This is a genomic window from Paenibacillus rhizovicinus (assembly GCF_010365285.1).
In the GTDB taxonomy this organism is placed as follows: Bacteria; Bacillota; Bacilli; order Paenibacillales; family Paenibacillaceae; genus Paenibacillus_Z; species Paenibacillus_Z rhizovicinus.
In genome coordinates this window covers 4322531-4341204 of sequence record NZ_CP048286.1, presented here as the reverse complement: position 1 = coordinate 4341204, position 18674 = coordinate 4322531, and the positions used below count along the sequence as shown (strand labels likewise).

At 55.1% G+C, this 18674-nt stretch carries 13 protein-coding genes; 4 read left to right on the top strand and 9 right to left on the bottom strand.

What is annotated here, in order from left to right; translation table 11 throughout:
* On the bottom strand, nucleotides 1-843 hold the full coding sequence (locus tag GZH47_RS19495) for a sugar phosphate isomerase/epimerase family protein (RefSeq protein WP_162642615.1): 843 nt from the start codon (nucleotides 841-843) through the stop codon (nucleotides 1-3).
* 165 nt (nucleotides 844-1008) lie between these two features.
* Here GZH47_RS19495 and GZH47_RS19490 point away from each other — a divergent pair, with 165 nt between their 5' ends.
* Nucleotides 1009-1911: a helix-turn-helix domain-containing protein gene (locus GZH47_RS19490; protein ID WP_162642614.1), complete on the top strand. Its 903-nt coding sequence runs from the start codon at nucleotides 1009-1011 to the stop codon at nucleotides 1909-1911.
* Nucleotides 1912-1991: 80 nt separating this feature from the next.
* Here the strand turns inward: GZH47_RS19490 and GZH47_RS19485 are convergent, their stop codons facing one another.
* Nucleotides 1992-4508, bottom strand: coding sequence for an S-layer homology domain-containing protein (locus tag GZH47_RS19485; protein ID WP_162642613.1), 2517 nt, complete (start codon nucleotides 4506-4508; stop codon nucleotides 1992-1994).
* A gap of 84 nt (nucleotides 4509-4592) precedes the next feature.
* A complete protein-coding gene (locus tag GZH47_RS19480) occupies nucleotides 4593-7697 on the bottom strand; it encodes an AfsR/SARP family transcriptional regulator (protein WP_162642612.1) in 3105 nt (1034 codons plus the stop codon).
* Between the two features lie 171 nt (nucleotides 7698-7868).
* Here GZH47_RS19480 and GZH47_RS19475 point away from each other — a divergent pair, with 171 nt between their 5' ends.
* A complete protein-coding gene (locus GZH47_RS19475; protein WP_162642611.1) occupies nucleotides 7869-8456 on the top strand; it encodes a dihydrofolate reductase family protein in 588 nt (195 codons plus the stop codon).
* Nucleotides 8457-8507: 51 nt separating this feature from the next.
* On the opposite strand, the gene GZH47_RS19470 is transcribed toward GZH47_RS19475, so the two are convergent.
* From GZH47_RS19470 to GZH47_RS19445, 6 genes are all read right to left on the bottom strand, one after another.
* Entirely contained in the window at nucleotides 8508-8822 is a 315-nt protein-coding gene (locus GZH47_RS19470; RefSeq protein ID WP_162642610.1) for an EthD family reductase, read from the bottom strand.
* A 276-nt stretch (nucleotides 8823-9098) separates the two neighbouring features.
* Nucleotides 9099-10148, bottom strand: a complete 1050-nt coding sequence (locus GZH47_RS19465; protein WP_162642609.1) for a Gfo/Idh/MocA family protein — start codon at nucleotides 10146-10148, stop codon at nucleotides 9099-9101.
* A gap of 65 nt (nucleotides 10149-10213) precedes the next feature.
* The gene (locus GZH47_RS19460) at nucleotides 10214-10945 is read right to left on the bottom strand and encodes a ThuA domain-containing protein (RefSeq protein ID WP_162642608.1); all 732 of its coding nucleotides are present in this window, start codon (nucleotides 10943-10945) and stop codon (nucleotides 10214-10216) included.
* Nucleotides 10946-11035: 90 nt separating this feature from the next.
* Nucleotides 11036-12754: a type 2 periplasmic-binding domain-containing protein gene (locus tag GZH47_RS19455; protein WP_225446131.1), complete on the bottom strand. Its 1719-nt coding sequence runs from the start codon at nucleotides 12752-12754 to the stop codon at nucleotides 11036-11038.
* Nucleotides 12755-12827: 73 nt separating this feature from the next.
* On the bottom strand, nucleotides 12828-13739 hold the full coding sequence (locus GZH47_RS19450; protein ID WP_162642607.1) for a carbohydrate ABC transporter permease: 912 nt from the start codon (nucleotides 13737-13739) through the stop codon (nucleotides 12828-12830).
* A 20-nt stretch (nucleotides 13740-13759) separates the two neighbouring features.
* Nucleotides 13760-14713 (bottom strand): ABC transporter permease, encoded by a 954-nt coding sequence (locus GZH47_RS19445; RefSeq protein WP_162645328.1) that lies wholly within the window; start codon nucleotides 14711-14713, stop codon nucleotides 13760-13762.
* Between the two features lie 289 nt (nucleotides 14714-15002).
* On the opposite strand from GZH47_RS19445, the gene GZH47_RS19440 reads away from it, so the two are divergent.
* Together GZH47_RS19440 and GZH47_RS19435 are read left to right on the top strand one after the other, a co-directional pair.
* Nucleotides 15003-16742 (top strand): sensor histidine kinase, encoded by a 1740-nt coding sequence (locus tag GZH47_RS19440; protein WP_162642606.1) that lies wholly within the window; start codon nucleotides 15003-15005, stop codon nucleotides 16740-16742.
* Nucleotides 16743-16746: 4 nt separating this feature from the next.
* Nucleotides 16747-18342 carry a response regulator transcription factor gene (locus GZH47_RS19435; protein ID WP_162642605.1) on the top strand — a complete coding sequence of 532 codons (1596 nt, stop codon included), beginning with the start codon at nucleotides 16747-16749 and terminating at the stop codon, nucleotides 18340-18342.
* Nucleotides 18343-18674 lie beyond the last annotated feature (332 nt).

Genomic DNA, 18674 nt, shown 5'->3' with positions numbered 1-18674 from the left:
TTAGTTCCTCCCCAGAATCGCGCTCATCGAAGCGGACGTGTTGTAAATGATTTGTTTGCCATGGTGCGTGTACGGAGGAATCATTTCTCCGATCACATAGTCGTCGTAGCCGACCTCGGCCAATGCCTTGACGACCTCCGGATAGTTCACGTCCCCTGCGAGCAGGTCGACGAAGCCGGACAAGCCTCCGCTCTCGCGGCGGTAATCCTTGAAATGCACTTTCTTGATGCGCTTGTTCAAAATCCGGATCCAGTGCTCCGGGTATCCCGCGTACACGACATTGCCGACATCGAAATACGCGCCGACGTAGCTCGAGCCCGTCGCGTCGATGAACTGGCGCATTTCAAGCGGCGACAGCAGAAACTTGTTCCATACGTTCTCGATCCCGATGGAAACGCCCGCCGCTTCGGCCGATCCCGCCAGCTTCGTAATCGCTTCCAAAGCAAGGTCGTACGCTTTATCGTAAGGAACGACCTCGCTGTCCGGAATAAAATCGACGCCGACCGCTCCCGGAATAACGAGAATCGTATCCACGCCGAGAATGGCCGCGGTTTCCAGCTGCTTCTTAACGATATCCTGCGCCTTCTCGCGATTAGCCGCGTTAGCGCTCGTCATCGAATAACTCCAATACAAGCCGCTCGCCAGGCTCGTCAGCGCGATGCCCTTGTCCTCCGCCAGCTTGCGAATATCTTCGATCTCCCGCGCGCTGCTCTCCAGGCTTAACGGTCCGTTCTCGTTCAGCGACAGCTCGATGCCTTCGAAGCCCGCGTCCTTGGCGATGGCGATAGCTTCCGCAATGCTCGTCTCTCCCGGAAACGACCAAATGTTGATCCCTTTCTTCATGGCGATCCACCTCCTGTTTATGGTTCTATTATAGAAGCTGGAACGCCAACTAGATTTAGCAATAAAGCCGGAGTTTTTGCACTGCGGCGGCTGTGCTAAGATGGAAGAGCCGGAACTGCCGGGAGAAGCCGATGGCTTCCGCCATTTAACGAAAGGATGACTCCCATGGAATTTACGTCGCTGGCGCTCAGCGAATCCATTACGATTACGAAGCTCTATTCCTTTCATTATTTCGAATATGCCAAAGGATTCGTGTTCGAGGGCGAAGAGCATGATTTCTGGGAGCTGCTCTACGTGGACAAAGGCGAGGTCGAAGTGCGCGCCGATGACCGGACGATCCAGCTCTCGCAAGGGGAAATGCGCTTCCACAAACCCGGCGAATTCCATACCGTGCAAGTCGCGCACCATCATAAGCCGCCGAATCTGATCGTCATTTCATTCGAATCCCGCTCGCCCGACATGGCGCGCTTCGAGGATAAAAGGTTTGCGCTCGGCAAGAAGGAAGCGGAACTGCTCGCTCTCATCCTCCAGGAGGGCTTCCGAACGTTCGCCCCGCCGTTCGACGATCCGCGCTCGCACCGGCTGACGCCGCATCCCGATGCGCCTTATGCCGGCCAGCAGGTCATTAAGGCTTATCTCGAGCTGCTGCTCGTCTTCCTGCTGCGAAGCGAAGGCGCCGCCGACCAAGAACCGCAGAGGCTGACTTCGCTTCAGAAGGACAATGCGGAGCTGTGCATCGAAGAGCGGATCATTGCTTACATGAAGGAACATCTGGCGGATAACCTGACGCTCGATCAGCTGTGCCAAGCGGTCCATCTGGGCAAAACCCGGCTGAAGGAGATTTTCCAAACGCGCATCGGCACGGGAGCGATGGATTATTTCAAGCAGTTGAAGATTAAGGAAGCGAAATCTTTAATCCGCGAAATGCAGTTCAACCATACGGAAATCGCCGCCAAGCTCGGTTACGGAAGCATCCACTACTTCTCGCGCGACTTCAAGCGCTCGACCGGCATGTCGCCATCGGAGTATGCCCGCTCCGTTAAGGCGCGTGCCGAGGGGCGGGACTAGGTGCGGGCCGGGATTCTCGCGGGCGGATAATAAAGAAGATGCCCCGTTGAACGCGGGGCATCTTCTTTATTTCAGCTGACTTAATCGACGCGGGACACAACGTCTTTCTCAAATGCAGTCGTAGCGAGGGCGTCTCCGTTCGCATCCAACAAAGCCCCGTCTTTGAACGTAACCGTAATATGATCGTCCACATTAAGGGATACGCCCGAATCCAGTGTGATTAGGAGCGTGGATGGCAGGAATGACATGACAGAAGGCATCCACTGAATCGCGCTGATAGGTAAAGCCGTTGAACCGTTGACAGTAAGGGAACTGATAAGATCTGCTGCACGGTTAATCGAAAGCGTAGAAGCATTCAGTTCAGGCGAAAGAAAGTTAAGCGTTAGCGTTGCTACACTTCCAGCGTACACGGGTTCAATGGATACATCTTCAATTGCCGGCTGCTGCGACTGCTCCAACGAGCCGCTCATCGGCACCGTGGCGAATGCCACCAATTGGCCGTTCGCATCCGTTGCCGCAAGTGCCATATAATACGTTTCGCTGTTGTAAGTGTAGTTACAATAGCCTGAAAGCTGGCCTCCTGTTAAGGAACAAGGCGCGTAATCGGACATGACCGTACCGGCCCCCGGGGTCAAAAATGGCGAACTGCTCGTGGCGATCATCAGCTGGGTAGCTCCCGTTGGCAAGGAAATGGCTCCGGCGATATTTCCGAAGCCTGGCCCGGAATTTCCGAACGAGAGGCCGCTAATATCCAATAGCGCTGGCACCGACACAGGCGGTTCTTCCGTTTCCACCGTATAGGTTGCGGTGAATACGCCGCTGTTCGTCATGCCGGATTTCACGGCAACCGCTTTGATCGTCGTCGTGGATGTAATAACGATCGGATGGTCGCTGTCGTACAAAGTGCCGTTCGAACGGCTCGGCTTGGTACCGTCTGTCGTGTAATAGATGGCTGCCCCCCGCGTCGCATCGCTCAGCGATACGCTCGTATGCGAATCTACCGTGTCGGCCTCTACATCCGCTCTCGGCGTCGCAACCTGAGCAATGACTGCCGGTGCCTCAGCCGCCGGCGGCTCGGCCGCATGGAAAGTCAGCGAACTGCTGGAGCCTCCCGCATTCAAGTTTATGGTATAATCTCCGCCCTTGCCTTCGCTTGGCATTGTGAACGGCAACGAGTAGATGCCTGATTCACCGCTGCGCGCCGCTTCTACCGTTCTGAAGGAAGCTGATCCGATATAAGGGCTGATGATAGAACTAACCCCAGACAAGTTAGACGCTGGCGACAATAGTAAACTGCCATACTGATCGTACACGTCGAAGTTCACATGATAATCATGCGACCATTCGGCTTGCGATACTTCGTTCCCGTTCGAGTCACGGAGCGAGCCGTTGATCTCTAATTTAGCAGGGATTGGCGCAGTCCCGACTTTAAAGTTTTTAGTGACCGTCACGCGGGTATCCGTATCAACCAGCGTTATGGGTAGAATCGAAATGCCTTGCTGCATGTCCGGTCCCGTGGTATCCGCTATGACAGTCATGCGCTTAAGGTCTATGCTGGCAGCGGCCGAAGGATACACGTCGAGTTTGGGATTCTGAACCGCTTCTCCGTACTGGTTGGTTGCCTTAAACGGAATACTGACCTGTTTGGCATAAGCAATTGTGTCGGAGGCGGAGGCGAATTCAAGCTTGACGACCTTCTCGGCTTGTACATCCACAATGACGGCGGTGTTGTCCACATCCGCAGCATCCAGGCCGGATAAGGTAACCGTATACTTACCTTCCTCCAAATTATTAGCAAACGTCAGGACAGCGCTCTTCTTGTCATCCGCCCAAGCGACCGAGGCGCTGCCTTTCGATACGGATAGCTTCGCCTTCTCCGTGTCGACGGGCTTATTGAGGGTCACGTTGATCTTCTTTACGCCTATCGCTTTCCCTTCCGTGACACTCACTTTCCCTGCAGGTACTACATATTGTTGTTTGGCTTCATATGCGCCCGTGAGGAGCAGATCGCGCGTTGCGTTGGCTTTGCCGCCGAACGTTCCGTCCTCGTTATTGCTCAACAATTTGAGCGCCAGCGCCTCGGCAACATAGCCCTGCGCCCAATCGGTTACCGTTGAATCGGTACCGGTCAGCGTCTTTGCTTCCGCATCCTTGCCTAATATTCGATCCAAGAACGCGGCTAACTGCTCCTTGGTTACTTTGCCGGCCGGATTGTATGTACCCTCGCCATAGCCTTCCGTAACCCCCGCGGCTTTGAGCGCTTCAATGTAAGGCAGCGCGTAACCATTGCCGGGATCGCTCGGACTAACGTCCCTGAAGCTGGACGTCTTCAGGTCTTTATTGACGTCAAGGCCCATAATCAAAGCCGCAACTTTGGCAAACTGGGCGCGGTTCATCTCATCTTTGAGGCCGAAGGTCGTATCGCTGACACCGTCGAAAATACCCGCGCTGATCATGGCGTCGAACTTGGCCTTCGTTGCCGCGTCCAGATCCTTCAAGTCCGTAAAGTCCGCTGATGATTTCGCATCGGCATAGCTGATCGCAGCGTTTGAGCACAGCAGCGCAGCCAATGAAATACCTATGATTCTTTTTTTCATCAGATTCATTCCTCCTGTTGTGTGTTTCAAAGCCATTCGTTTCACGATATCACAGCCAGTCTAAACAATCCCTAAACAACGCGATCACTTCAGCAGCGCATCCGTAAGATTCCGATTCGCAAAGTCTAGCCATCTACCGACGGCTTCCTTCGGCTCCATCCCGAATTCAGTCTGCAGCATCGTCCTTAACGCCTCATATTGCTTGATCGCCGAAATACGGTCATCCGCCAAAACCAGTACCCGAATGAGCAGCTCATGAATGAATTCATTCAGCGGATCCTGTGCAAGCGCCTCCCGCAGCAGCCCCGCAGCGGCATGATAGTGCCCTTCCTTCTCCTCGCGCTCATGAAGGCGAAGCAATATCGCGACATACTCGCTTCCAAGGCGAACTCGCATCGGCTCTGCCCACTCGTACGGCGTGCCCGCCATATAACCCTGTCCGTACAATCGAACAAGCTCGCCTGCATAGTCACGCCATGCGATGTCATCGTTTTGCGCCTCGACGGCCAGCAAACGATCCCAATCATCCAGATCAAAGTCCAATCGGCTCGGATCGATCCGGTAACCGCCTTCCGCATGCTGAACAATGCCGTTAAGTCCCATTTGGCCTAAGACTTTGCGCAAATAGTGAGTCGTTGTATTAAACTGGGCCCCTGCCCGGTCAACCTCTACCTCTCCCCACAACGCATCGAGAATACGATCCCTGCTCACCACTTCGCCGCGATGGTGAACGAGAAAGGCCATGAGCTCCTCGGTTTTGGATGTTCGCCATTTGATCGCTGCGTTATCCTCGGTCTCTATCCGAAACCGCCCGAAACACCGAATCTTAATTCGCGGTCGAGCGCGATAGACATCGAACGCTTGCAGAACGAGATTCGCATAATCGTTCCGCTCCATCGGTCTCGCACCGTTATCCCCGTACGACTGCACATAAATAGACATCAGCTCCGCCATCCCCGGGCCTTCGTCCACGAAGCTGCGGATGAACCCTTGCGGCTTCGCGAGCTGCAGCGCGGTATCCAGCTTCATAAGCGCCTGCTCCGTCCGGCCATCGAGACCTAGCGCCATGCATTGCAAAATCAGAACGTGAATGCGGTCCCGCAGACGGTCTTCCTTCGTCAACAGCCGATACAGCCGCTCGGCGAGCGATAGCGCAGGTTCGATTTGTCCGCACGCGGCAAGGACGCGAACGAGCGCCGACTGTTCGGATACTTGCTCCAGCGTCGCTTCGTCCGAGTGCGACAACCCGCATTGCTTCAACCACCGCCGGGCAGACGCCATGTCGCCTTGACGCACGGCCAAGATCGCCTGCTCGGCATCGATTTTACGAAGGAAGATTTCATAGTCGGGCGAATCGATCTGCAGTTTCAGTTGTTCTAACAGCGCCGCGGCTTCTCGCGAGTTCCCCTTGGCTAGCTGAATTCTCGAAGCAGCCACGGAGAGCTGATACCGATTGCGGGGAACCGGCGCGAAAGCGTCTGCATGCATCATGCGGTTCACCCAGCTCTCGGCTTCCTCCAGCCGGTTCCATTCGTACAATACTTTGGCGTAGGATGCATACATCGGCGTCGCATACGGATGGTTAGCGCGATCCTGCCAATATGCGATCATGCCGGTAAAGAATCGCGCTGCCCCATGGTAATCGTTAATGAAGCTCAGATGGTCGTCAAACTCTTCGACCGAATAATGTTTATTGTTGCCGGCTTGAATAAAGAAGCTTTGCTCGTACGTAAGCCTATCCCCGCTTATAAAATAGTCGGCCGTGTCCGCAAGATCTCTTCTCACATAGGCAGCAGCTCCGCAGAAATAATAGATATCGCCCATCGTCAAGCGCCATGCGTCAGCGTCCATGCGGTCTTTCATCGCTTCGAAACGGATTCGAAGCCGTTCCGCCCGGTCCGGAATGAGATGAAACTGCCGAATGCCGACCATCACGAGCAAATAATAAAGCTCAACGAGCGGCCGGCTCGCTACATACTGCTCGGGCACTTGCATCACCCAACGGGCGGCGACGGTGTTTTTGCCTCCAAGCAGTTCGAACAGATGCGCCTCGATCAGGCGGACGACATCTTCATACAGCCGTCCTGCCAAATAATGCTCCGCCGCTTCTACGATAAACCCGTTATTTTCGAACCACGCTGCGGCACGCGCATTCGCCTGAACCCACAGCTCCGGCTCCGTTCGAGCGAGCAGGGACTGCAGGAAATCGGACAGCAGATGGTGATAGCGATACCAGTTGCGCTGATTATCCAGCGGAATGATGAACAGCTGAAGCTGCTCCAGTTGTTCCAACTGCCGCTGACCTCTCGCTTGCCCGGTCACCGCCTCGCACAAAGCATAATTCATTTGGCTAAGTACGGAAGTTTGCAGCAAAAAGCCGCGCAGCTCATCCGGCAGATCGCGAATGACTTCCTCTAGCAAGTAATCGGATATGTGCTGTTGATGGCCGCGGAATTGACGAATCGTCGCGGCCGCATTGCCGCTTCGTTGCAGGGAGATGGCCGCGAGCCGCAGGCCGCCGATCCAACCTTCGGTTTGGTCGTACAACACGTCTAGCTGCTCCGCCGACAGCTTCAATTCCGTGGACACTCGGAAGAACTCGTTTGCCTCCTCCGGCCGGAACCGCAATTGTTCAATCGTAATCCGCCGCATCTCGCCTTTCGCAAACCATCTTGCCGTTGGAAAGGGGAGGTCGTTGCGGCAGGCGATATAGAAATGAACATGACCGGGGAGGCATTCGAGCAAGTAGCTCATCGACCTCTGGATGGCCGGCGTCGTCGCCAGATGATAATCGTCGATGGCGATGACCAGCTCGCCTTGCAGTTGATTCAACTCGTTCAGCAGCGCAGTCATCGCCGGCTCCATCGAAGCGGAAGACGCAGACGGCCCTTGCGCCAGCAGCGGCCAAACCGTCAAACCAAAGCCGTCGACACGATTTTGGATCGAAGCGACGACGATGTTCCAGAAGGCGATCCACTCATCGTCCTGCTTGCTCAGCGATACCCACGCAACTGCCTTTTTTCGTTGTCTTGCCCATTCGCTTAACGCCGTTGTTTTCCCATAGCCGGACGGAGCGAATAAGAGCGTCAGCTTCGCATCCATGCCCTCGTCGAGCAGACGCAGCAATCCCTGGCGGGCGACCAAGGCATGCCGTTCATGAGGGATGTGCATCTTTGTTGCGGCAATCATCGCGATAACCCTCCAACATCATTAGACAGATTAAGTGTGTTTTCGACACCTGCACGTAAATTCCTGTATTTTGTCGGGGCTTCGTGCAAAAACAACGATGAATATCATAATCTGCTTTCGTCTAAATAAATGGGGAAATTACGATATTGAAGATAGAAAGGATGTTCGTTCATGCGTAAAATCATTCTCTTCATTCACAGTTCGATTAATGGAGTTGTCACTGGCGATCCAAGCGAGGATAAAACCAACTGGACGGTCTGGAGAAATAACGCCGGCATTGAAGAAGGTTCTCGGTATCTATTAAACATTTTCAAGACGGCGGATACCATTTTGCTTGGCCGCGGAACCTATGAAGACCTCTCTAGAAAGTGGCCGAATACTCGAGGTTCAAGCCTGGGTGATCAGATAAACAACGCTCACAAGCTCGTTGTAACAAGCGTCCGCCCGCTCGATCAGCTAAAATGGGGAGAATTTGAAGCGCCAAAACAATTGACCGGCAATAATATAGAAGAGCAAATTAAGGACCTGAAAAATGGTGACGGCGGCGACATTGTTATTTTCGGCAGTCCAACGCTCGTGCGATCGCTTGCAAACGCAAATCTTATTGACGAATATCAGATCGTCATGCACCCGGTTGTGGTCAACGCAGGCGAGCATTTGTTTGACAATCTTCATGAGCAGAAGGAATTTCATCTCGTGGACGTCAAACCACTTCAGGTTGGTTCCCTCTTGGTGACCTACAGACCCGCTACAGCTTAACTCAACCAGAGCAACGGAGCTATCGGGGGAGATGGCTCCCCCTTCTTAACATTAAACTATCTCTTCAAGTTCATATATCATGCTGTGCATGCCTGGATTCAGCCTTTCAAGGTTTGCGGCATCTTCGGCTGATGCTTTCCCTTCTGGCGACTGAAAAGCTTGCCTGATGTCCTCCATACTGTCCCATTGCAGTTCGGCTACGAGATAATATGCGGCGCCTCCTCGAATCGGTGCTATATTGCGACTTATAGAATAACGACGGAGACCCGGAAGTTTTCTTGCCAAGGGAATGTGTACCTCGTTGTAGTAGCGCTCAAATGCCTCAATATCATTCGGCTCGGTGTATAGGACTAAGAATCTAACCATTATAAGACCTCCCCATTGTGGTGAAATGCATGTTTGTCTGCTCCTTTACTGACTGTAGGTTTGTAATTGCCTGTCACCTATTAAAGTCGATTAGAAGATAACGATTTCTACATTCCAGAAACATTTTTTTATGAAAGGATAACAAAAACCTCCACCCCCGCTTGCTTTCGCGGAGATGAAGGTTTATCTGCAAATCAGTATTCAAGAACAGTATGCAAGCCAAGGCGGCAAAAGGACGCCCTCCTTGCGACGGCGCACTGTCCGCCGCCAGTCTTGCTACAGCTCGATCACGCGCTTCTCCGCGCTCGAGCGAATGACCGCGTCCAGCACTTCCTGGTTGCGGTAGCCGTCCATGAAGCCCGGCAAGCCGTCCGAAGCGGAGCCGTCCAGCAGCGACAGGAAGTCTCCGTACTGGGTTACTTTGCACCGCTCCGGCACGTCGATCGCCGCCTTCGCCAGCTGGCCGGGCGCTTCCTCGCGGATCCAGATCAGCTGGTCCGGATTCAGCGTGGACGCGTGCAGCGTACCGGCATCGCCGTAGATCGAAACTTCATGCTGATTGCCCGAGCCGATCGCGTTGCGCGAAGACTGGAAGATGCCGACTTCGTCGCCCGACATGCGTGCCTGGAAGCTCACGAAGTCGTCGACCTTGATCTTCACCATCGCGCCCGTCGCCGGGTCCGGACGCTCGGGGATGAGCGTGCGCATCTGCGCGGACAGCTCCCGGAATTCCCCGAAGAGGAACCGCGCCAGATCGATCATATGCGAACCCAGATCGCCGAGCGTTCCCGTGCCGGTAATGTCTTGGTTAAACCGCCAGATATAAGGTGTATTGTTCGGAGCCGCGCCCCAGCTCTGCAAATACTGGATCGAGAAGCTCCGCACCGTCCCCAGCTTGCCTTCCCGCACGAGCTCGCGCGCATAGCGGAAAGCCGGCGTGTACCGGTAGCTGAAGCCGACCATGCCGGCCGCCGGCTGGCGCTCGAACAGTTCCAGCAGCGGAACCGCCTCCTCGAAGACGCGGGTGAAAGGCTTCTCGGCCAAGAACGGCTTGCCTGCCAGCAAGCAGGCGCGAACGATTTCCGCATGCACGTTGTTCGGCGTCACGGACACGACCGCATCGACGTCCGGATCCTCGATCAGCTGCACGAAGTCGCTGTAGCGCTTCTCCTCCGGGATGCCGAGCTGCCCGCCTTTCTCCGCGAGCGCCGCCTCGTTCACGTCGCTTACGGCGACGATCTCATAACGTCCTTCTTCCGCCATCCACCGCATATGCGAGTGCGCCATCCCGCCAAGACCGATCAATCCGATTCGAAACTTCTTCATCGTATCGTTTCTCTCCTTCTCCTCATGTACTCACGATTCTAGCTGTCCTGTCCGTCCGTTATTCTTCACTTCCCGCCGATCTGCTCCAACGGCTTCGCGTTGCCGTAGAAGGGACGCTCGCGGCGTACGGGCCGCGCCCACTTAACGGCGTTAACGATCACGCGCTGAATAGCCGGGTTATGATACGTCGGATACGTTTCGTGGCCGGGTCTGAAATAGAACACCTTGCCGCTTCCGCGCGTGTACGCACAGCCGCTGCGGAACACTTCTCCGCCCTCGAACCAGCTGGTGAACACAAGCTCGTCCGGCACCGGAATGTCGAAATGCTCGCCGTACATTTCCTCCTGCGGCAGCTCGATATATTCGCCGATCCCTTCGGCGATCGGATGGCCGGGCGCAACGACCCAGAGACGTTCCTTCTCGTCGGCTTCGCGCCATTTCAAATCGCAGCTCGTTCCCATCAGCACTTTGAAAATCTTCGAGTGATGCCCGGAGTGGAGCACGATAAGCCCCATGCCGTCCAGCACGCGCTGCCGCACTTTGCTCACGATGTCATCCTGCACTTCTCCGTGCGCCAGATGGCCCCACCAGACGAGCACGTCGGTGGCAGCCAGCACTTCATCGGTCAACCCGTGCTCCGGATCGTCCAATGTCGCCGTTCCAGCAATCATGCCCGCTTCCTGCAAGAAACCCGCAATCGCGCTGTGGATGCCGTCCGGGTACACTTCCTTCACCTTCGGATTCTTCTGCTCATGGCGGTTCTCGTTCCATACCGTTACTCGCAATGCTTGACTCATGTCTATTTCCTCCTAGCATCCCATGCTGTGTTTGATAATCGCGTTTGAACAAAGCTGCCCCGCAGTCCGTCTGCGGGGCAGCTGCATGCATTATTTCACGGCCATGAAACGGTCGTAGGCATCATTGTAGATTTTGATCAGCTTCTCCAGACCCATCTCGTTCAGCTTCTTGACGTAAGCGTCCCACTCCTCGTCGATGCCGCCTTTCGTGACCCACTTGGCGCGCGTGCTGGCGATATAGCTCTCGATGTCCGTCGTCAATGTCGGAAGATCCGCATACTCTTCGGCCGTGTACATCACATCCGGGAACGGCGTCGTTACGTAATCTTTGCCCAGTTGATCCAGCGTCAGCTTCAGACCGTCGCCGCTGGAAGGATCCAGCTTGATGTTCTTCTCGAATTCGGGGCTGGCGTATTTCGGGCCGAAGTCGCGCAGGGAGCTGTCCCAGTACCAAGCGTCGGCGCTCGTGCCGTCCGGCGGATCCATGAGCGCGTAAGTCCCGTCATCGTTCTTCTTGATGGAAGAGCCGATCGCGCCCCAGAAATTCTGAATGCTGGCTTCGCCCGTGTAGAACTGGTCTGCCCAGCGCGCGGCAACGTCCGGATTCTCGCAAGTCGTCGTAATCAACACCTCGTTGCGGCGGAAACTCAAACCGCTCGGATCGCCGATTTGGTATTTGTTCCCGTCCGGGCCGGCGATCGGTGCGATCGTTTCGTACTGCTTGCTCCATGGGCCGAACACGGCGTCAGGCGTCCACTGGTAGGTGAATCCGATCAGCGCCGCATCCGGATTTTGGCGTTTCGCCGTCAGCATCGTGCTGTCCTGCGTGAAGGTTTCTTTATCGATCAAGCCTTCGGCATATAACTTATGCGCCCACTCCATGCCTGCCTTGTACGCGTCCGAAGTCGGGTAATAGTCCGGCTTGCCGTCTTTGACGACCATATGGTTGCCCCGAAGATCCGTGATGCCGAACGGAGCAAGCAGGTTTACATCCAAGTCCTTCGTATCGCTGTACGGAATTTCATCCGCCTTGCCGTTGCCGTTCGGATCCTGTTCTTTGAACGCTTTCAGCACGTTATACAGATCATCGATCGTTTCCGGCGCTTTCAAGCCCAGCTTATCCAGCCAGTCTTTGTTGATGACCGGCTGCGCGCCGCTCATCGGACGGGACGGCAGCCTTGCAGGCAGGGAATACACTTTGCCGTCCGGGAAGGTGCTCAGCTTCTTCAGCTCCGGCGACTCTTGAATCGCCGCTTTCAAGTTCGGCATGTCCTTCTCGATATACTCGTCCAGCGGCCGGAAAATTTCCAAGTTGTTCACGATATCGGAATCCCCGAACGCCTGGTCGCCGATAATGACGTCCGGCAGCTTGCCGCTTGCCAGCATGACGGATTTCTGATCCGGCCAATCGTTGGAAGAGACGACCTGCCAATTGATTTTGACATTCGAATTCTTCTCCAGGTCCTGCAGCCACGCATTCTTCGTAAACGTATCGCCCATGTTGCCCCAACGGATGGTGAGCACGTTCAGCGTGACCGGCTTATCGACGATCGGCATGCCTTCTTGATGGAAGTTGCCGTCCGAAGCATTGGCGGCCTTACCCGAGTTGCCGTTGGCAGCAGCCGTATTCGTATTCGTATTCGTATTCGTATTCGTATTCGTATTCGTATTCGTATTCGAGTTCGTGTTCGCGTTCGCTTCCTTGTCGTTGCTGCTGCTGCAGCCCGCCAGAACGGACGTGCCCAGCACGGAAATCAAAGCCAATCCCGTCAGCATTTTTCTCTTGTTTCGTTTCGAACGGTTCGCCATGCTTAAATCCCCCTATGTCATGATATAAGTGCCAATCCGAATATTATCGCGTTCTTGCAGCTTTGCAGCCTCGTTACTCCTTCACGGCGCCGACCATCACCCCCTTATTGAAATACTTTTGCACGAAGGGGTAGAAGCACATGATCGGCACGGTCGCTACGATAATGACGGAATAGCGAAGCAGGTTGGACAGACGGAGCGCGATTTGCGCCGCTTCCCCGGTTCCGAGGGCGGTCTGCATCTGATTGGTGACCAGGATATCCCGCAGGATGAGCTGCAGCGGGAACAAATTTTTATTTTGCAAATAAATTAACGCATTGAAGTAAGCATTCCATTGGCCGACCGCGAACCACAGCGCCAGTACCGCGATGATCGCTTTGGACAGCGGCAGCACGATCTGCACATAGAAGCGGAGATTGCCGCAGCCGTCGATTTGCGCCGCTTCCCATAGTTCCTGCGGAATGTTCGTCCGGAAGAAGGTGCGCGCCACGATGATATCGAAGACGGCGACGGAGAACGGCAGGACCATGACAAGCACCGTGTCGTACAGATGAAAATCGCGGATCGTCATGAAAGTCGGCACCAAACCGCCGTTGAAGAACATCGTGAAGATGAAGAAGAGCGACAACCATTTGCGTCCGACAAGGTCCTTCCTCGACAAGGCATAGCCGGCCGAGATATTGACGACGAGCCCGATCGCGGTTCCGACGACCGTATATAAGATCGTGTTCCGATAGCCGATCCAAATATTCGAATGCCTCAGTAATTCCTTATAGCCGTCCAGCGTAAACCCTTTGGGGAACAGCCATACCTTCCCGTTCCCGACCGCGGACGGGTCGCTGAAGGAGGCAATGACGATAAAGTAAAGCGGATATAAGACAATCAATAACATAAATGCGGCCCAGATGTACATCAGCGTCTCCATCAGCCTGTCGCCGGAGCGCGTTTTCTTCGGTTGCAGAACCAGTTTCGTTGCAGCCTCCATCGCTGTTCGACCTCCTCCCGTTACCAGAGACTGTTCTCGGTATATTTCTTCGACACCCAGTTGACCAAGATAAGCAGCGTGAAATTAATGAGCGTGTTGAACAGGTTGATCGCCGCCGAGAAGCTGAACTGGGAACTGATCAGGCCGATCTTGTACACGTAGGTCGAAATGACCTCGCTGCCGGAAATATTCAGGTTGTTTTGCAAGAGGAACGCTTTCTCGAAGCCGACGCCCAGCAGTCCGCCGACCCTTAAGATCAGCAGCGTCACGGCCGTCGGGATGAGCATCGGGATGTCGATGAACCGGATTTTCTGCCACCGGCTTGCCCCGTCCACCGTCGCCGCCTCGTACAGGCTGGGGTCGACCGACGACAGCGCCGCGAGGTAGATGATGCTGTCCCAACCCGTATGCTGCCATACGTCGGACCACACATAGACGCTGCTGAACAAGCCCGGCGACCCCATCAGGTTTGGCGCTTCGGCGCCGAACAAGCGGTAGACGCTTCCGATCAGCCCGTTTCCGGGCGAAAGCAGGATCAGCATCAAGCCGACGATGACGACGGTCGAGATGAAATGCGGCATATACGTGACCGTCTGGAACACCCGCTTGAACCGGTTCTCCCGCAGCTGGTTCACGAAGATCGCGAACAGGATCGGAATCGGGAACGTCGCGAAGCTGTACAAACTGATGACCAGCGTATTCTTGATCGTGACCGAGAATTGATAGGAATGAAAATACTTCTCGAAGTATTTGAACCCGGCCCACGGACTGCCCATGATTCCGAGCGTCGGCTTGAAGTCCTTGAACGCGATAATGACGCCGTACATCGGTTTGTACGTGAAACAAATCAGCAGTACCACGGCCGGCAGCAGGAGCAGATACAAGCCCCAGTTCCTGCCGATCCTCGCAAACGTTTGCCTATTGGCGCTCCATATACTATTGATCAATGACCGAACCCCCTTTTGCGTATGCATCGTCATGCTGCGCCTTCCAATGACTTCAGTATACGTGCAATATCAGATGCCATTTGGACATCATAAAGGTAGTTTCCGGACATTTCGGCGATATGCGGCGGCATCCGGAACGCGGACTTGCTCTCGCGGTCCCGGCAGTCATCCAATCCAGACTTTTTGCTGTCATTATCCGGACATTCGTCGCGGAGAGGCCGTAATCGGCTTGTATTTTCGACCCCCGGCATTATAATAATCAGACAACGCCATGGATGTCGCATTCAGAGGCAGATAGCGAGGAGCTGCGGGGCAGATGGCCAAACAAGCGGAGAGCAAGCTATATCCGATCCAGCATTACGTCAAAATCATTCTCGTCATCTCGTTCTCCGCGCTGATCTTGGACTTCATCATCAGCTTCGCGTCGATCGCGATCGTCAAACAGCAGTCCGCGCGCGACTTGCGGGATACGGCTAACCTGTACATTAACCGGATCAACAGCGATTTCTCGTATCTCAACCATTTCATGGGCTGGACGCTGGCTAACGACGAGAACGTGAAAGTGATGGAGAAGCACGCCACCGACGAAACCGAGTTCATCAAAGCCAACAGCGCGCTCTACCGCCGGTTCGTCGAGCTGCAGCAAAGCTACGGGCAAGCCTATAACTTCTTCCTCTTCTTCAAGGATAAGAATTTCCTGCTCAACTGCGCGCCTATGGGAATGACGTACAAGGAGTATCAGGAATTGCAGCAGCAGATCAACGTCTATATCAAAGACAAGATCATCTATGACCAGTTCTACTCCCGCTGGTCGACCGTTCAGCTGGCCGGGAAATTTTATCTCATTAATATCGTTCCCTATCACGACAGCTATATTATCTGCCTGATCGCCGCGGACGAACTGATCCGCCCCCTGCGCCAAATCAATCTGGGCGAGAACGGCTACGCCTCCTTGGCGACCGCGGACGGCTCGCTCGTCACAAGCCCGATTACGAATAATGGCAAGCTGCTGAATGCGAAGCCGGGCGGGTTCTCGCTCATGAATGTGCTGCAAACCAAAACGACGGTCATCGGCGAGTTTACGAACGCTTCGTTCTTCGTCAAGCTGGTCATTCAATTCGGCGCGTTCGAGAAAATCATGATCGCCCAGCTGCTGATCGTGCTTCTCGCTCTGATCGTCGCCTGCAGCCTGTGCTTCATATTGCTGTATTTCAAGAACAAGGTGCTTCAGCCGATCAAGAGTTTCTCGTATAACCTCGCCTTCTGGACCGAGGACGGCGAACCGCTGGACATCGCCAGCAGCAAGATCGTCGAGCTTGAGAAAGCGAATAAGCAATTCTCTCATCTCGTCACGCAAATCAAGACGTACAAGATCGATATTTACGAACGCGAGATCGAGAAGCAGCGCATCCAGCTGGACTATACGAAGCTCCAAATCAAACCGCATTTCTTCCTCAACTGCCTGACGACCATTCACAGCATGGCGCAGATGGACATGACCGGGGAAATCCAGCAGATGGCCTTGTCCACGTCGGACTACTTCCGCTATATCTTCCAGAACGGACAGGACTTCGTTCGCATGGAGGACGAGATCGAGCATGTACGCATTTATCTCGATATTCAGAAGAACCGCTACCGCGACTCGTTCGACTATCGCATCGAGCTGGCCGAGCCTTCGCGGCATACGCCGATACCGCCGCTCGTGCTGCAAACCTTCATCGAGAACGCGATCAAATACGCCGTTTCGCGGGACAACGAAGCGCTGATTGCGCTGACCGTCGATCGAAGAATCATCGAGGACGAGCCGATGACCGTCATCTGGATTTCGGATACCGGTCCCGGATTCCCCCCGGACGTCTTGGCGAAGCTGCAGCATGGACAGCCGCTCGACCAGACGCACGGAACGCAGATCGGCATCATGAATACCGTGCAGCGGCTGGAATATCTGTACGGCAAGAACGCGTATATCCGCTTCTCGAACCGGGAAGGCGGAGGCGCCTGCATCACCCTGTATCTTCCGGATCCTCCGGCGAATCCAACCGAGATGGGAGCGTAGCCCGATGAACGTATTGCTCGTGGACGATGATTACTTTGTCGTGACCGCGCTGGAGAAGAAGATCGACTGGCTGTCGCTTGGCATCGAAACGGTCTATACCGCCCATAATGTCGCCCAAGCGCGCGAAATTCTGATGAACCATCCGATTCGGATTCTGATCTCCGACATCGAGATGCCGCAAGGAAGCGGTTTGGAGCTGCTAGCGTGGATTCGCGAGGAGAATTACAACGTTCAGGCGATTTTCCTGACCAATTACGCCGACTTCAACTATGCCCAGAAAGCGATCGAGCTGCGCAGCTTCGAATATTTCCTGAAGCCGATTCAATTCGATAAGCTGATGCTGATTATCCGGAAAGCCGTGGAACGGGCGAACGAACAGCAGAAACAGGAGAAGGCCATTCAGGAAGGGTATTACTGGCAGCGGAATCAAGCGAAGATCCTCGAGCATTTCTGGCGCAAGCTGATCAGCGGCAGCGTCTCTTTCCCCCTCAAGCCTGCGGACGTCGCGCGCGCCGTCGAAGAACAGAATCTCTCCTGCGGCATGAGCGATCTCGTGCAGCCCGTGCTGTTCAATCTGTTCCCGTATGACGGCAGCATGGGAAGAGACGAGAAGAACCTGTTCGATTTCGCGCTGCTCAACGTGCTGTACGAGCTGTTCAAGAATCCGCTGTTTACCGTGGAAACGGTACTGGAGTACAGCGCGCATAATTGGATCGCCGTCCTGAAATGGAACCAGCCTCCCGATTCCCAGTTAATCGACGAGCTGTGCGCCTCGTTCATCCAGCAAGCGAACCGCTCGCTGAAATGCGACGCCTGCTGCATCGTCGCCTTGTCCGGCCGGCTCGAAGACATCAGCCCGATTATCCGGCAGCTGCTGCAGCTGAATGACGAGATCGCCAAGCGGCGCAATCAAATCTTCTTCGCGGAGCATTATCTCCGGCCGACCGACGAGGCCTATATGCCGCCGGATCTGGCACGGCTGGAAGACTTGTTGAACCGGAACCTTCCGGATGATTTTCTGGCCGAAACGAACCGGTATTTAACCGCTCCCTCGCGCCATGAGCATTTCACGACGTCCGTCCTCGGCCTGTTCCGGCTGGATATGATGCAGCTCGTCTACGCCTTCCTCAAGTCCAAGGGCATTCAGGCGCATCAGCTGTATACGGGCAAGAATAATGAGCGCTTATTGTCCCATTCCTTGAACTCCATCGAGGATATGGAAGCTTACCTGCACTACTTGGTCAACACCGCGATGGACTACCGCGATTTCGCCGAGCAGCCCAAATCCGTCGCGGAAGAAATCAAACAATACATCCAAGCGCATTACGGCGAGGATCTGACCCGGATCAGCCTGGCGGAAATCGTCTACCTCCACCCCGATTACCTGGCCAGATTGTTCAAGAAAGAAACCGGCGTATCGCTCGGCACCTACGTCATCGGGGCGCGCATCGCCGCCGCCAAGCAGCTGCTCCGCACGACGCATCTGTCGGTGTTCGCCGTCGCGAAGAAGGTCGGCTATGCCAACTACTCCTACTTCGCGAAGGTGTTCAAACAGGAGGTCGGCATGACGCCGAACGAGTATAAGCAGGACGGCGAGTGAACGTGTTCCGCTGTGAGGGCAGACTGGCGGCTTGAACGCGTTCCGCCGCGAGGGCGGGATGGCGGCGGGCGGCGAACGAGTACAAGCAGGACGGCGAGTGAACGCGTTCCGCCGCGAGGGCAGGATGGCGGGGCGGGGCGAATGAGTACAAGCAGGATGGCGAGTGAGTGCGTTCCGCTGCGTGGGCAGGATGGCGGCGGGCGGCGAATGAGTACAAGCAGGATGGCGAGTGAGTGCGTTCCGCTGCGTGGGCAGGCTGGCGGCGGGCGGCGAATGAGTACAAGCAGGACGGTGAGTGAGTGTTTTCCGATGCGAGAGCAGGATGGCGGCGT